The sequence below is a fragment of the Streptomyces sp. NPDC002306 genome, assembly GCF_053593435.1.
Map to the genome: position 1 here is coordinate 392,461 of NZ_JBSFCK010000006.1, position 12,873 is coordinate 405,333.

General features: G+C 71.7%; 15 protein-coding genes. 6 read left to right on the forward strand and 9 right to left on the reverse strand.

Annotated features, from left to right (window positions below; genetic code table 11):
* Positions 1-15: 15 nt before the first annotated feature.
* On the forward strand, positions 16-882 hold the full coding sequence (locus tag ACWCQK_RS15695; RefSeq protein WP_451155672.1) for an acyl-CoA thioesterase: 867 nt from the start codon (positions 16-18) through the stop codon (positions 880-882).
* Between the two features lies 1 nt (position 883).
* Here ACWCQK_RS15695 and ACWCQK_RS15700 read toward each other — a convergent pair whose 3' ends face one another.
* Together ACWCQK_RS15700 and ACWCQK_RS15705 are read right to left on the reverse strand one after the other, a co-directional pair.
* Entirely contained in the window at positions 884-1,816 is a 933-nt protein-coding gene (locus ACWCQK_RS15700) for a DUF6397 family protein (protein ID WP_451155673.1), read from the reverse strand.
* A gap of 125 nt (positions 1,817-1,941) precedes the next feature.
* Positions 1,942-2,355, reverse strand: a complete 414-nt coding sequence (locus tag ACWCQK_RS15705; RefSeq protein WP_451155674.1) for a roadblock/LC7 domain-containing protein — start codon at positions 2,353-2,355, stop codon at positions 1,942-1,944.
* Positions 2,356-2,448: 93 nt separating this feature from the next.
* Here ACWCQK_RS15705 and ACWCQK_RS15710 point away from each other — a divergent pair, with 93 nt between their 5' ends.
* Positions 2,449-2,877, forward strand: a complete 429-nt coding sequence (locus tag ACWCQK_RS15710) for a PPOX class F420-dependent oxidoreductase (protein ID WP_451155675.1) — start codon at positions 2,449-2,451, stop codon at positions 2,875-2,877.
* A gap of 27 nt (positions 2,878-2,904) precedes the next feature.
* Here the strand turns inward: ACWCQK_RS15710 and ACWCQK_RS15715 are convergent, their stop codons facing one another.
* From ACWCQK_RS15715 to ACWCQK_RS15735, 5 genes are all read right to left on the reverse strand, one after another.
* Complete coding sequence (locus ACWCQK_RS15715; protein ID WP_451155676.1) at positions 2,905-3,510, reverse strand: GTP-binding protein; 606 nt, start codon at positions 3,508-3,510, stop codon at positions 2,905-2,907.
* A gap of 249 nt (positions 3,511-3,759) precedes the next feature.
* On the reverse strand, positions 3,760-4,173 hold the full coding sequence (locus ACWCQK_RS15720) for a DUF742 domain-containing protein (RefSeq protein ID WP_451155677.1): 414 nt from the start codon (positions 4,171-4,173) through the stop codon (positions 3,760-3,762).
* A 22-nt stretch (positions 4,174-4,195) separates the two neighbouring features.
* Positions 4,196-4,633: a roadblock/LC7 domain-containing protein gene (locus ACWCQK_RS15725; protein ID WP_451155678.1), complete on the reverse strand. Its 438-nt coding sequence runs from the start codon at positions 4,631-4,633 to the stop codon at positions 4,196-4,198.
* On the reverse strand, positions 4,630-7,152 hold the full coding sequence (locus tag ACWCQK_RS15730) for a nitrate- and nitrite sensing domain-containing protein (protein WP_451155679.1): 2,523 nt from the start codon (positions 7,150-7,152) through the stop codon (positions 4,630-4,632). Before ACWCQK_RS15730 ends, ACWCQK_RS15725 begins: the two co-directional genes overlap by 4 nt.
* A gap of 44 nt (positions 7,153-7,196) precedes the next feature.
* Positions 7,197-7,970 carry an MHYT domain-containing protein gene (locus ACWCQK_RS15735; protein WP_451155680.1) on the reverse strand — a complete coding sequence of 258 codons (774 nt, stop codon included), beginning with the start codon at positions 7,968-7,970 and terminating at the stop codon, positions 7,197-7,199.
* 152 nt (positions 7,971-8,122) lie between these two features.
* On the opposite strand from ACWCQK_RS15735, the gene ACWCQK_RS15740 reads away from it, so the two are divergent.
* Entirely contained in the window at positions 8,123-8,722 is a 600-nt protein-coding gene (locus ACWCQK_RS15740) for a class I SAM-dependent methyltransferase (protein ID WP_451155681.1), read from the forward strand.
* A 5-nt stretch (positions 8,723-8,727) separates the two neighbouring features.
* Here ACWCQK_RS15740 and ACWCQK_RS15745 read toward each other — a convergent pair whose 3' ends face one another.
* A complete protein-coding gene (locus ACWCQK_RS15745; protein WP_451155711.1) occupies positions 8,728-9,483 on the reverse strand; it encodes an alpha/beta fold hydrolase in 756 nt (251 codons plus the stop codon).
* Between the two features lie 122 nt (positions 9,484-9,605).
* Here ACWCQK_RS15745 and ACWCQK_RS15750 point away from each other — a divergent pair, with 122 nt between their 5' ends.
* Positions 9,606-10,130, forward strand: a complete 525-nt coding sequence (locus ACWCQK_RS15750) for a PadR family transcriptional regulator (protein WP_451155682.1) — start codon at positions 9,606-9,608, stop codon at positions 10,128-10,130.
* Here the strand turns inward: ACWCQK_RS15750 and ACWCQK_RS15755 are convergent.
* The gene (locus ACWCQK_RS15755; protein ID WP_451155683.1) at positions 10,116-11,012 is read right to left on the reverse strand and encodes an oxygenase MpaB family protein; all 897 of its coding nucleotides are present in this window, start codon (positions 11,010-11,012) and stop codon (positions 10,116-10,118) included. The two genes, ACWCQK_RS15750 and ACWCQK_RS15755, sit on opposite strands and share 15 nt — an antisense overlap.
* A 94-nt stretch (positions 11,013-11,106) precedes the next feature.
* Between ACWCQK_RS15755 and ACWCQK_RS15760 the strand changes: the two genes are divergently transcribed.
* Both ACWCQK_RS15760 and ACWCQK_RS15765 read left to right on the forward strand, forming a co-directional pair.
* Positions 11,107-11,403, forward strand: coding sequence for a hypothetical protein (locus tag ACWCQK_RS15760; RefSeq protein WP_451155684.1), 297 nt, complete (start codon positions 11,107-11,109; stop codon positions 11,401-11,403).
* 193 nt (positions 11,404-11,596) lie between these two features.
* Positions 11,597-12,622, forward strand: a complete 1,026-nt coding sequence (locus ACWCQK_RS15765; protein WP_451155685.1) for a hypothetical protein — start codon at positions 11,597-11,599, stop codon at positions 12,620-12,622.
* The last annotated feature ends 251 nt before the right edge of the window (positions 12,623-12,873 follow it).

Below are 12,873 nucleotides of genomic sequence, written 5' to 3' on the forward strand. Positions count from 1 at the left end.
AGGAGAACTTCCCGCATGACAAACCCGGCCGAGAGCCTCGTCGACCTGCTCGACCTGGAACAGATCGAGGTCAACATATTTCGTGGCCGCAGCCCGGAGGAATCCTTGCAGCGGGTCTTCGGCGGCCAGGTGGCGGGCCAGGCGCTGGTCGCCGCCGGGCGCACCACGGACGGCGAGCGCCCGGTGCACTCCCTGCACGCGTACTTCCTGCGCCCGGGCCGTCCGGGCGTGCCGATCGTGTACCAGGTCGAACGGGTCCGCGACGGACGGTCGTTCACCACCCGCCGGGTCACCGCCGTGCAGCAGGGCCGCACGATCTTCAATCTCACCGCCTCCTTTCACAAGCCTGAGGAAGGGCCTTTCGAGCACCAGCTGCCGCCGGCCCGCAAGGTCCCGGACCCCGAATCACTGCCGTCGGTCACGGAGGAGATACGGGAGTATCTGGGTGCGCTGCCCGAGCAGTTGGAGCGGATGGCGCGCCGCCAGCCCTTCGACATCCGGTACGTGGACCGGCTGCGCTGGAACGCCGAGGACATAGACGGAGCCGAACCGCGCAGCGCGGTGTGGATGCGCGCGGTCGGTCCGCTCGGCGACGACCCGCTGGTGCACACGTGCGCGCTGACGTACGCGAGCGACATGACGCTGCTGGACGCGGTCCGCATACCGATCGAACCGCTGTGGGGTCCGCGGAGCTTCGACATGGCGTCGCTGGACCACGCCATGTGGTTCCACCGCCCGTTCCGCGCGGACGAGTGGTTCCTGTATGACCAGGAGTCGCCGGTCGCGACCGGCGGGCGCGGCCTGGCCCGCGGACGGATCTACGACGTGGAGGGGCGCCTGCTGGTGTCCGTGGTCCAGGAGGGTCTGTTCCGCGCGCTGTAGGTCATGGCTTTCGTCGGCGCAGTCGGCCCAGCAGCCCGCGCACGCGCTCGGGCCGCTTCGGCGCGCGCGTCTCGTTTCGGGCTGCGCGCGTCACGTCGCGGGGTGGGCGCGGCGGGGACGGGCGGCCCGCGGGCGGGCCGTCGAGCAGTGCGGGGCGGGGCGCGGGCCGGTGTCGGCGCGCCTCCTCGACGGTGCGGGTCAGGTCGGCCCTCAGCCAGCCGATCTCGTCCGGGTCGGCCGCCGTCGTGATCTTCTCGGCGAGGTGGGCGGAGGGTGAGCCGGGTGCGCCTTGCCCAGGGGGTCCCGGCCTGAACCGGTTGACGTAGGAGCGTTCGTAGGGATCCGTGACGGTCTCCGCGAGATGGACGGGATCGAGCAGGGCGGCCAGGGCTCCCGCCCGCTCCCAGGAGTCGTCGGCATGCCGCAGCAGGAATCCCAGGCGCCGTCCCCTCCAGTTCCGGGGCCGTAGGTCGACTCCCGCGTCGAGTTGGCCCCGCAGCCCTTCGGGGATCCGTCCGCTCAGCAGTCGGGACTGCTCCGCTCCGGCGGCGAACTCGCGTACCTCGTCGGCGAGATACAGCCAGACCACCGCGCGGTAGCGGTTGAGGTAGAACGACACCGGGGTCACCAGGCCCAGACGGGCCAGCCGGGTGAAGCGAGCCGTCGTCACCTCCATGAGGGCCGCGCCCTCCTTGGTCCCCACGGCCCTGACGCTCTCGCGGAGCCCCTCGGGAAAGCCCTCGGCCGCACGCAGCCGCTCGATCTCGGCGTGTGCGACGCGACGCGCTCCTCCGCCGCCTTCGTCGGGAACGGTCCGGACGCGTCCCAGGTGTACGGCGAGCTCGAACTCGGCTCGCTTGAGGCCCAGTTCCCGGGCGGCGCGGCTCGGTGCGCAGGAGAGGGCGGGCGGCTGCGTGATGGTGTGGCCGGGCATGGTCGATCTCCCCCGTGGAGTCGGTGGCTCACGCCGTGTGCGCTCGCCGTGCAAAAACCGTAGCCGGAACGGCGGTTCTCGTGGCAAGCCTGTGGATAACTCCACGGGGATGAGGAAATTGCAGGTCAGAGGTCTGCGGCGGAGGTCCGCTCGGGCTGTCGCGGGTCCACGCCGAGGTGCTCGCCGACCCGGTTGACGAGCAGCGTCATCTCGTAGGCGATCTGGCCTATGTCGGCCTCCGCACCGCTGAGCACGCTCAGGCAGCTGCCGGCGCCCGCCGCGGTGACGAACAGGACGGCGTCGTCGAACTCGACCATCGTCTGCCGCACCCTGCCCGCGCCGAAGTGCCGTCCCGAGCCCTTGGCGAGGCTGTGCAGCCCGGACGAGACGGCGGCGAGATGTTCCGCGTCCTCCCGCCGTAGTCCCGTGCTCGCCCCCGTGACCAGTCCGTCGTTGGACAACACCAACGCGTGCCGTACATGTTCGACTCGTTCGGTCAGGTCGTCCAGCAGCCAGCCGAGTCCCTGGTTCTGCGCCATGATCCGGTCTCCCCGTACGCTGTCTCCCCCTGGCCGGAGGATCTCTCAGCCAGCCTTCCCCACCGTCGGGCGCCGGGCAAGGAGGATGGGGACATGGCACAGAAGATGACCGATGAAGAGTGGCGGGCGTTCATCCTGCACGGGACCCGCACCGGGAAGCTGTCGACCGTCAGGGCCGACGGGAGCCCGCACGTGGCTCCGATCTGGTTCCTGCTGGACGGGGACGACCTCGTGTTCAACACCGGTAAGGAGACCGTGAAGGGGCGCAATCTGGCCAGGGACGGCCGGGTCGCGCTGTGTGTGGACGACGACCGGCCGCCGTTCGACTTCGTGGTGCTCCAGGGGCGGGCCGGGCTGTCGGAGGACCTGGACGAGGTGCGGCACTGGGCCACACGCATCGCCGCCCGGTACATGGGTGAGGAGCGGGCCGAGGAGTTCGGCGCCCGTAACGGCGTCCCGGGTGAACTCCTCGTGCGCGTCTCGGTCGAGAAGGTCCTGGCGCAGAAGTCCGTCGCCCACTGACGGCGTCCCTCCCGCGAAGCCGGTGCGTCAGCTGACGGAGTCGAGCAGCCGGGCGGTGTGCATCCGCCCGGCGTACTCGACGAGCCGGATCAGCACCTCTTTGCCCGAGTCGCGGTCGCGGGCGTCGCAGAGCACGACGGGTGTTCCGCGGTCGAGGTCGAGGGCCCGCGCGACCTCCGCGGCGCCGTAGGACCGGGCGCCGGAGAAGCAGTTGACGGCCACCACGAACGGGATGTGGCGGTGCTCGAAGTAGTCCACCGCGGGAAAACAGTCCTCCAGTCGCCTGGTGTCCGCGAGGACGACGGCTCCCAGGGCGCCCTGCGACAGTTCGTCCCACAGGAACCAGAATCGGTCCTGACCCGGCGTGCCGAACAGGTACAGGGAGAGGCCGGAGCGGATGGTGATGCGGCCGAAGTCCATGGCGACGGTCGTCGTGACCTTCTGGTCCACCCCGTCGGTGTCGTCCACCGACTGGCCGGCTTCACTGAGCAGTTCCTCGGTACGCAGCGGCCGGATCTCGCTGACGGCGCCCACCAGGGTGGTCTTGCCCACGCCGAATCCGCCGGCGACCAATATCTTCAACGCCAGGGCGCTCGTGTCGTCGTCCATGGCATCGGAGTGCTCGGAGACCATCGATCACTTCTCTCGGGAGTGCCGGCAACGGTCGACGTCCGTAGGTGTGTGCCGCGCGCGGGCGGACGGTCCGCACGAGGCTGCTGGGCGAGTGCGCGAAGCCAGCATCATGGCAACCACGTTCTCCTTCCGGGTGGTTCGACCGCTTTCTGACCGATCGGGCCGACTCGCGGCCGGTCGGTGCGCACAAAGCGGCGGAAGCCGATGCCGTACATGTCCGTACGGGTCCGTATGGTTCCGCGTGTTCATCTACAGGGCCCGCAGCCCCTCGATCACCTCGCGCAGAATCCGTTCGTCGGGCAGTTGCGCGGGAGGCACCGGACGGCTGACGGTGACACAGCCGAGTTCCAGCAGGTCACCGAGGAGCACCCGGACCACGCCCACCGGAAGGTCGGCGTCCGCGGCGAGTTCGGCGACGGACTGTGTCTCGGTGCGGCACAGGTCGACCAAGGCGCGGTGTTCCGGGCCGAGAGCGATGTCGTCGTCGGCCCCGGGCGCCCCCGGGTCCAGGGTGACGAGCGCGATCAGGTCGAAGCGCACCCCGGCGGGACCGGACCTGGTCCGGCCGCCCGTCATGGCGTAGGGGCGCACGAGGGGCCCGGCCTCGTTGTCGTACCACTGGCTGCCTTGCTCGCGTGGGGCGCGCGGCCTGCCTTCGGTCATGTCCGCGGATCGCTCTCTCGTGTCAGCCGGCGACCGGCGGCTGGGCGGAGAGGCGCGGCGCGCTGTGCAGATGCTCGCCTACGCGCTTGACCAGCCGGGCCATCTCGTACGCGACCAGGCCGATGTCGGCGGTCACCGCGGTCAGCAGGGCGAGGCAGGAGCCGTCGCCCGCGGCTGCCACGAAGAGGAACCCGTCGTCCATCTCCACCATCGTCTGACGCACACCGCCGGCGCCGAAGTGCCTGCCCGCCCCCTTGGCCAGGCTGTGGAAGCCGGAGGCGACCGCGGCGAGGTGTTCGGCGTCCTCCCGGCGCAGGTCGGTCGAAGCACCCACGGCGAGTCCGTCATTGGACAGCACCACGGCGTGCCGGACCTCGCTCACGCGCATCACCAAATCGTCGAGCAGCCAGTCGAGTTCGCCGGATCGTTGGGCTGCCCTCATGCTCGGGTCCTGGATCATGCGGGATCTCCTTCGCCTCTGTCGCTGCCCGGTGCGGATCCTGGGGTGGCACCACGGCCGGGTTGCCTGCCGCCGCCGCGTGTCCAGCCCGCGCGGTAGGCAGCCATTCGGTCGCGTACGAGTTCTGGGGTGCGCTGGTCGTCGCCGCGCGGGTCGGTCGGTCGCGCCGCCTCCTCGCCGGCCCGCTCCCGCAGTTGGGGGGCGAGGCTGGCCTGCCGTACGCGGCGCGGGAGGTCGTCGGATCCCTCGGCGTCGTCCGGGGGGCGGTGCAGGCGCAAGGCGGTGACTCCGGGGGGTGGGTCTTCGGTCCGGCTGTCCGTCGGGGCCGGTATGGGGGCGACCAGCGCGGGGCGGTCGGCGGACGGGGGGACGGCTTCCTGCTGCGCGGCGGCACCCGCCACGCGCGCGTACTCGCGTTCCGCGGGGCGCTGGGCTTCCACGGACTCACGGCGGGAACGTTCCTCCGCGCCGCTGTGCAGCAGGGGTGTGGGGATCAGGACGACCGCGGTGGTACCGCCGTAGGGCGATGTCTGGAGGTGCACCTTGATGTCGTGGCGGGCGGCGAGCCTGCTGACCACGAAGAGACCGAGCCGGTCGCTGTCGAACAGGTCGAGGGCCTCGGACTGGGCGATGCGCCGGTTGGCGTCGGCGAGGGTTTCCTTGCCCATGCCCAGTCCGCGGTCCTCCACCTCGATCGCGTAGCCGTTGCCGACGGGCTCGCCGCTGATGCGCACACGCGTGTGCGGCGGCGAGAACTGGGCTGCGTTCTCGACGATCTCGGCCAGCAGGTGGGTGACGTCTGCGACGGCGGCGCCGGTGACGGACGCCTCGGAGAGCTGTCGTACCTCCACGCGCGCGTAGTCCTCGACCTCGGAGACGGCCGCGCGGACCACGTTCGTCAAGGAGACCGGCATGCGCCAGGCCCGGCCGGGGGCCGCGCCGGAGAGGATGATCAGGCTTTCCGCGTGGCGCCGCATGCGGGTGGTGAGATGGTCGAGCCGGAACAGGTCGCTGAGTTCGTTGGGGTCGTCGGACCTGCGTTCCATGCTGTCGAGGAGGCGCAGCTGACGGTGGACGAGGATCTGGCTGCGCCGCGCGAGGTTGACGAACACGCCCGAGATGCCGCTGGCCAGTTCGGCGCGTTCCACGGCGGCCAGGAGGGCGGCCCGGTGGACGGTGCTGAGAGCCTCGGCGACCTGTCCGGTCTCGTCCTCCGCGCGTGGCCCTGGCGGGGCCTCCTCCCGGACGTCGACCTCCTCGCCCGCGCGCAGTCTGCGCATGGCGTCGGGAAGTTTGCGCCGGGCGATCTCCAGGGCGCTGTTGCGCAGGCCGATCAGTTCGACGACGAGACCGCGTCCGATGCGCACCGAGATGACGAGTGACGCGACGACGGCGACGAGTCCGAGGAGTACGCCGGCCCCGGCCGAGGTGAGCAGTCCGCGGGTGAACGGGTCGGCCCGGTCGGCCACGCCGCGTCCGGCGTCCGCCTCGATCATCCGCATGCCGCCCTGCACGCGTGTGTGGGCCTTGTCCCACGCGTCCTGCGGCGCCGCGCCCATCGCTCGCGCACCCGGGCCACTGGCGAGGACGCGGTCCTCGACGGCGCCCAGGGTGGCGTAGTCGCCGCTCTCGGCGAGGTTCTGCCAGGCGGCGCGTTCGGAGCCGCGCAGGTCCACCACGGCGGACTCCGTCAGAGCCCGGCGGGTGTCGACAGCCCCGGTGAACAGCCGCAGCCGCTCTCCGTCGAGCGTGCCGACGAGGCGTGCGCCGGAGAGCACCGCGTCCTCCTGGGCGAGCGCCTCTCCCGCGCGGGCGAACTCGAGCAGTACGCGCGCGTCGGAGCCGAGGTCGGCGTCCTGGATGCCGGTCAACGCGCCGTCCACCCGGAAGGCGGCCGTGATGCTGTTCGTGTAGCGGCCGTACGCCTCGTCCCATCCGGCGCGGCCGCCGAGCACGTCGGCCCGCAGCGAGCGCAGGTCCTCGACGCCCATGACGAACGTTTCGAGTCGTCGGGCGACGCCTGCGGGCAGATCCTGGCTGTCGGCGACGGTGTTGCGGTCACCGAGCCGCAGTTTCGCGACGGCCCGGTCGGTGCGGCGGGCCATGCCGCGGTAGTCGTCGCCCGACGCGGAGGCGGGGTCGGTCGCGTAACGCACGGCGATGGTGCGTTCGGCCTGGAGTGCGGCGACCGCGGCTCCCACGGGAGCCCGGACCTCGGAGTCCACGCGCTGCAACTGATTCAGCCTGGAGACGTCCTGAGCGGTGCTCACGGTGGCGGAGGCCCAGAGGGCCAGGAGCGACACGACCGGCACCATCAGCAGACAGACGATCTTGGCGCGGACGGTGCGCGGACGTATCCGCCAGCCACTCCCGCGCACGTGCGCACTGTCCGCCGGCGCGGCCGGGGACTCCTCGAGGCCTTCTTCGGCGGGTGGTCCGGCGTGCGCGCGGCGACCGCGGGCGGCGGACGGGGACGGCGTCTCGGCGCCGGCTGCGGCGGTCCTACGGGGTGTACGCATGGCCTCCTCGCTCGGGAAGTGGTTCGTGGCGGCGGGGACCGCGGCTAGGGGGCGACGCTCTCGATCGGCTGCTGGGCCGACACGGATGCCTCGCGTTCCCCTGTCGTCGGCGACAGCGCGACGAATGCCGAGGTCAGGAAGAGGTAGGACCCGAGGCCCACGGCGAGGGGAAAGATGAACTGCATGACCGTCGCCCCGGGCAGTACCGCGCCGGAGGGCGTGACGCGCACACTCACCGCGAACATGCCCGTGTAGTGCATGCTGCTGACCGCGGCACCCATGACGAGGGAGGCGGCGGTGACCGCGGCCGGCGACTTGATGTTGAGCGCCGCCCACAGGGCCGCGGTCGCGGCGACGACGGCGATCAGGACCGAGAGCCCGACGAGCACCGGGTCGTACGTCACGTCGCCGTGCAGCCGCATCGCCGCCATGCCGATGTAGTGCATGCTCGCGACACCCAGCCCGGTGGTGAGTCCGCCGAGGAGGAGTGCGCGCGTGCGGTCCCGGCCGTAGCCGACGGCGAAGACACCGGCGGAGACGACCGCCATGGCGACGATCAGGCTCAGGACGGTGAGCGGCACGTCGTAGCGGATGTCGGTACCGCTGACGCCGAAGCCGAGCATCGCCACGAAGTGCATGGTCCAGATGCCGGTCCCGATCGACGAGGCCGCCGTGAGAAGCCAGTTGCGACGTGAGCGACCGGTGGTGCCGAGGGCTCGGACGGTGCAGCGCAGCCCCAGCGCGGCACCGATACAGGCCATCACGTATGACAGCGCGGGGGTCAGCCAGCCGAAGGTGGCGTGGTCCAAGTGTCCCATGGCTCGTGGACGCTAGTAGGTGCACGGGTGCACAAAGGGGGCGCATTTCGAAAGCTATTGGAATATGGCGCATAAATGCAGCTGTGCGATCGCGCAGCGCTCGAACGTGTGCACCGAGACGTCATGCGTGTCGGTGGGGGATCATGCGGAACATGAGCGACGACCACACACGCGTCCAGGAGTTCTTCACCGCCCGGGCCGCCGACTGGGACACCCGCTTCCCCGACGACGGCCCCGCGTACGCGGCCGCGGTCGCCGCCCTCGGGCTGAGGAAGGGGGACCGCGTGCTCGACGCGGGCTGCGGCACCGGGCGGGCCCTGCCGCCGCTGCGGGCGGCCGTGGGCAGCTCCGGAGTGGTCGCAGGGGCCGACCTGACGCCGGCCATGCTGGAGGCGGCGGTGCGGGCCGGACGGAGCCGCGACGGGCGACTGCTGCTCGCCGACGTCGCCGCGCTCCCCCTGCGTTCGCGGTCGGTGGACGCCGTCTTCGCGGCGGGCCTCGTCGCCCATCTGCCCCATCCGGCCGCGAACCTGGGCGAGTTGGCGCGTGTGGTGCGCCTCGGCGGCACGCTGGCGCTGTTCCATCCGATCGGCAGGAAGGCGCTGGCCGCGAGGCAGGGCCGCCGGATCACCCCGGACGACCTGCGCGCGGAGGCCAATCTCCGTCCGCTGCTGGCCGGTTCCGGGTGGCGCATGACGTCGTACGTCGACGAGGACACGCGGTTCCTGGCTCTCGCGGTCCGGGAGGGCTGAGCGCCTCAGCTCCGGCCGGCGACCGCCGCCACGAAGGCGTCGGCGTTGTCGAACATGATGTTGTGGCCGGCCCCGGTCACCGTCACCACCCGGACCCCCGCGGCTTCCAGGGTTTCCCTGCCCGCGAGTTCACCGCTCCGCTCGCCCTGGAGGTACACGCGCTCGATCGCCAGCCCTTCGAGGATGGTGCGCATGACCGGCTGAGAACCGTTCCTGAGCCCGACGGCACTGCGGTGCAGGGCGCGCGGATCGGCCAGCCGCATGGTCGCCGCCCACAGCGGTCCGACCTTCTCCAGCACGCGCGCGTGACCACCGTCGACGAAAGCGTCCTCCTGGTACGAGGCGATACCGCTGCTCCCCGCCGTGGACGGCGGGAACGGGTCGAGGTTGGCCTCGGTGAGCACCAGACGGGACACGAGGTCGGGGCGGCGGCCGGCGAGGACGATGGCGACGGAGCCGCCCATGCTGTGCGCGACGACCTCGGCGCCGGTGACACCCGCCGCGTCCAGCGCCACCGCCAGGGCGTCGGCATGGTCGTCGAGCGTGTAGCCGAATTCCTCGGGCCGGTCGCTGATGCCGTGCCCCGGAAGGTCGACGAAAAGACTCCTCCGGCCCGCGAGTTCGGGCCGGGCCGCCACGTGCGCGTGGTACACGGCCGAGGCGGCGCCCAGGCCGTGCACATACACCCTCGCGGGCTCCGCTCCCGGCGTCTCCGTCCAGCGGACGCAGCTCCCCTTGCCGTCGAACTCGGCCTGCTTCATCACGTCTCCCTCGTCATCGGCTTCCTGTCCGCCGTCGATCAGACGATACATCGCCACCGATGTATAGGGAAAGCGATGTATTCCTCTGGCGATGTACACCGCGGGTGCGCGAGAATGCGGGCATGCTCGAGCTCTCCATCCTCGGATTCCTGTACGACGCCCCGCTGCACGGCTATGAGTTACGCAAACGCATCACCGCCCTCACCGGACATGTGCGGCCGGTGGCCGAGAGCACGCTCTACCCCGCGATCAAGCGCATGGAGAAGGCGGGCCTGCTGGCCCGTGCCACGGAGCCGGGCGCCGTGGCAGCCCCGCGGCACGTTCTGACACTCACCGACGAAGGCAGGCGTGAGCTGCGCCGCCGGCTCGCCGAACCCGCCCAGCGCGATGTCACCGACGAGAACCGCTGGTTCACGGTGCTCGCCTTTCTGCGGCATCTGGACGACCCCGACGCCCAGTCGACCGTGCTGCGGCGCCGGCTGGCCTTCCTGGAGGAGCCGGCGAGCTTCTTCTACGCCGGTGACCGCCCCTTGCGAGCCGAGGAGGTGGACGACCCCTTCAGGCGCGGCATCCTGACCATCGCGCGCGCGACCTCCCGGGCCGAACTCACCTGGCTGCGGGACACGCTGGACTCACTGGGAGGTTGACCTGCCCGGATGCCGTACGGGGCAACCCCGTACGCCCGGCAGCGGGCGGGTGCCGAGGTCCTCCAGCCGGTAGCCGTCCCGGTAGCCCTTGACCTCCCAGTTCTGGCGCGCGTGGTGCGGTGCGCGTCTGGGCGGCAGCAGGCGGACCGCACGCCCCCGCATCCGGACCGCGCGGCGCACGACCGCGCGCGTGACGTCGCCCGGCGGGGCGTACCGGAAGGCTCGCAGGAGCGGGTCGTCGAGGAGGGCGAGCGTGGAGGTGCGCAGGAGGGGCGCGAGGGGGCGCGGGTACCAGGAGGCCATCAGGGCGAGCGTGGCGTCCGAGACCCGGCGAGCGTCCTCGTCCCAGCGGAAGTGGGCCTCTTCGTAGGCGTCGAGACAGGTCTCGAACTCCTCGTAGGTCTCGGGGATGTCCGTGATCCCCATGCGCTGTCCCAGCGTGCGGTAGTGGACGACCGAGGCGACGATCTCGTGACGGGACAGCCGGCGCCAGGCGTAGGCGTCGATCCATCTTCTGGGCATCACGACGAACGTGCACAGGACGTAGCGCATGTCGTCGTCGCTGATGTCGTAGCCGCGGTGCATCTGGTTGACGCGACGGACCGCGGTGCGACCCTGCTCGCTGTCGAAGCCGTGCTCCACGACGGCGTCGAGCAGCAGCACCGTGTCGTCGTAGCGCTTCTGCGGACGGTCCGTGAGCTCCGCCGTCTCGGCGAGCAGCCGGCCGATGCCCGGCACCGCATAGGTGCGGTACAAGGCCAGTTCGAGGGCCCGGGTGAAGTCCCAGGGGAACTCGTACGCCGAGCTCAGGCGATGGATCTCGAGCGAGTCCCGGTACGGGTCCAACCGCCTGATCTGCGCGAGCCGTTCGAAGCGCTGCACCGAACCGTCCCCTTCTGCCGACGACGCTTCGACCCTACGTTGTGAAGCGGGGACGGCACATCGGCGCGAACCACACAGGGGGAAGGTGGTCAGTATGTTCGACAGGGTCCGCAAGGCGTACGCCGGAATCTTCGGCTCGGTACGGCAGGAGGCGAGTACCGCTCCGAAGCGGCGCGCGCACAATTTGTTCGAGGCGGCCGCCGCGTACGTCTCGGCCTGCGCCGAGGACGATCAGGAGCGGATCGACGAGGCGACGGGCTGGGTGTCACCGGAGGCGCTGTCGTTCGGCGTGAGCGAGCTGGCGTGCCGTGCCGTCATCGCCCTGGCCCGGGAACGCGACGAGTCACCGAGAGCGGTGGCGCGCGAGCTCCTGGGGCTCCCCGCGGCCTGAGACCTCCGGTCGGAGGTGGTCGATCGGCCGAGGGGGCCGATCGGTCGATCGAGGGCAGTCGATCGGTCGCGGGTGGCCGATTCGTCCCGTCCAGGCGGAAAACTGCAGCTCCGCATGCGCCTGGGAGTCGTGACAAGCGGCTTCCGGGCGCACTAGGGTGCGCGCCGATGGACGAACCTATGGGGAGGCTGGGATGGCCGGGACGGACGAGGACACCGTCGCCGCCGCGGACGACGCGCTCTATGTGCTCACGGCGCTGCTACTGACGCCGGCGAAATTCCCGAGCGTACTGGGCGACGACTACCCGGAGGCCTGTGCGGCGCTCGGCCTCGCGCCTCTCGCCGACGGGTACGGCCTGGTGCTGGGGCAGGACGGCGACGGCGCGCGGTGGACGGTCGCCATCGACGACGTGTCACTGGTGGCCGTAGCCATCGCGTCGTGGGACTGCGGCCTGGAGTACGACCTGTCCCCCGAGGAGCGGACGGTCGTGGCCGCGCTGCCGGGCTGGCCTCTCGCGGTCGCGGTCGCGGCGCCCGGCGTACCGGCGCCGCATGATCCGGACCCCGAGGCCGGGGAGGGTCCGCCGCTGTGTCCGCCGGACACGACCGTCTGGGGACCGGCGCAGCGGCGGCTGGGCGCGGACGAGATCGCGCTCCAGTGGGCGATGTGGCGGGAGCAGCTCGACGACGACGCCTTCAAGGGCCCGCAAAGCGGCTCCGACGGGGCCGCGGGCGTCGACGGCGGGACCCGGGCTACCGAGGACGGCGATGACGACTCCGCGGCGGCAGAGGTCGCCGACGAGGACTCCGGGGCGGCCGACAGCTCCCGTGGCGGCTCCGGAGCTGCCGAAGGGTCCGGTAGCGGCTCCGGGGCGGCCGAGGACTCCGGTGGCGGCTCCAGGGCGCTCAAGGGCGCGGAAGGGGCCGCGCGAGGCGATTCCAAGGGGCCCCGCCACCAGGGGATCCGGCGGGTGCTCGCCGAGGCCCGGGCGTACGTCGAGACCCCGCCGCCGCTGGGCCGCGTACGGTCGTCGTTCGCGTCGGGCGACGCGCGGACCCTGCGCGCCGACGGTCCCGGGTGGTCGCTGGTGGCGCGGACCGACGACATCGCGTTCGTGCTGCTCGACGAGGAGCCGGGCGAGGTGCTGCCGGTGGGACGCGGACCGGAGCTGCCAGGTCTGCTGGCGGCCCTCGACAAGATGGCGGTGCGCCCGACCTGAGTGGGCTCGGCCGGGTCGCTCGGGTCGGCGGGGCGACTGCGGTCCGAGCTCTTCGGCGGGGGCATCACATGTCACCGCCGCGACCGCTTCCTCCCGGCGGGCTGCCGCCGAAGAGGAACGGCCGACGCGCCCGCCGTACACCGGACTGCCGCCCGTACACCGGACTGCCGCCCGTACACCGGACTGCCGCCCGTACACCGGACTGCCGCCCGTACACCGGACTGCCGCCCGTACACCGGACTGCCGCCATA